The sequence below is a fragment of the Streptomyces oceani genome, from assembly GCF_001751245.1.
Taxonomy (GTDB): Bacteria; Actinomycetota; Actinomycetes; order Streptomycetales; family Streptomycetaceae; genus Streptomyces; species Streptomyces oceani.
Genome location: NZ_LJGU01000115.1, coordinates 137,068 through 138,775, shown reverse-complemented (window position 1 = coordinate 138,775; position 1,708 = coordinate 137,068). Strand labels below are relative to the sequence as shown.

1 protein-coding gene is annotated in these 1,708 nt (G+C 74.6%); it reads left to right on the top strand.

The genetic code is table 11. The annotated features are described in order from the left end of the window. Positions 1–1,708, top strand: a 1,708-nt coding sequence (locus AN216_RS09720) for a zinc-binding dehydrogenase (protein ID WP_170843078.1), incomplete at both ends; no start/stop codon positions are given.

The window sequence follows — 1,708 nt, the reverse complement described above, 5'->3', positions numbered from 1 at the left end:
GGTACAGCAGGGTGGGCCGCGCTGCCGTTCGCCTGGCGAGGCGTGCGGTTGCACGCCTCCGGTGCGCGGGAGCTGCGGGTGCGGCTCACCCCGTCCGGGGATCGGGTGGCCCTCTCGGTTGCCGACGGGACGGGGACGCCCGTCGCCTCTGTCGAGTCGCTCGTGCTCCGTCCGTTCTCCGCCGGCCAGCTGTCGGCGGCCCCCGCCGACGCGTTGTTCGAGGTGGAGTGGATCGTCGCGCCCGGCTCGGCTAGCGACGAGGCGACTCGTACACCCGACGGCGCCCTCCCCGAGACGCACCGCGACCTCAGCACGGTTCCCGAGCCGGCACCGGAGGACGTGCTGGTCACCCTCGAACCGGGCGAGGCCACCGGGCCGGCGGCCGTACGCGAGGCCACCGTGCGCGCGCTGACGCTCGTGCGACGGTGGCTGGAGGACGAACGGTTCGACGCCTCACGACTGGTGCTCCTCACACGGGGCGCGATGGTGACCTCCCCGGGCGACGGCGCGCCCGATCCGGCGCTGGCCGCGGTCTGGGGGCTCGTGCGGACCGCCGAGACGGAGAATCCCGGGCGGTTCGCGCTCATCGACACCGACGCCACCGACGCGTCCCACGCCGCCTTGGCCGAGGCCGTACGCAACGGCGAGCGGGAGAGCGCGCTGCGCCGAGGCCAGCTCCGGTTGCCGCGGCTGGCACGCCCGACGCCCGCGCCCCTCGTCCCGCCCGAGGGCGCGTCCTGGCGGGTGGACGTGACCGGCTCCCGGTCCCTGGACGCGCTGGCGGTGGTGGAGTCCGCCGAGGCGGTACGCGAACTGGGCGCGGGAGAGGTGCGGGTGGCGGTACGCGCGGCGGGCGTGAACTTCCACGACGTGGTGGTGGGCTTGGGGCTGGTGGACGGCGAGTCGGTGCTGGGGAGCGAGGGCGCCGGCGTGGTGGTCGACACTGGCCCCGAGGTCGCGGACCTTCGTGTGGGGGACCGGGTCACGGGGCTGTTCCCGGGCGCGTTCGCCCCGATGGTGGTGGCCGAGGCGCGCGCCTTGGTGCGGATGCCCGAGGAGTGGTCGTTCGTGGCGGCGGCCGGGGTGCCGGTGGCCTTCATGACCGCGTACTACGGGCTGGCCGACCTGGCGGGCCTACGGCGCGGCGAGTCCGTACTGGTGCATTCCGCCGCGGGCGGCGTCGGCATGGCCGCGGTGCAACTGGCGCGTGAGTGGGGCGTGGAGGTGTTCGCGACGGCGTCGCCCTCGAAGTGGGACCAGGTGGTCGCGGGCGGTGTCCGCCGGGAACGGGTCTTCTCCTCCCGTACGACGGACTTCGCGGCGGGGGTGCTGGCGGCGACCGGCGGTCGCGGCGTGGACGTGGTGTTGAACTCGCTGGCGGGGGAGTTCGTGGACGCCTCCCTTGATGTGCTGGCGTGCGGCGGGCGGTTCGTGGAGATGGGCAAGACGGATATCCGGGACGGGGAGCGGGTGCGCGCCGCGTACCCGGACGTCAGCTACCGCGCGTTCGACCTGGCCGAGGCCGGACCGGCACGACTGGGCGAGATGCTGCGCGACGTCGTGCGGTTGCTGGAGAGCGGTGTCCTGCGCCACCCGCCGGTGTCGGTGTGGGACGTGCGACGCGTGCCGGAGGCCCTGCGGTTCATGAGCCAGGCACGGCACGTGGGCAAGGTCGTACTCACGATGCCGGTGGTGGGTGGGCGGGTGG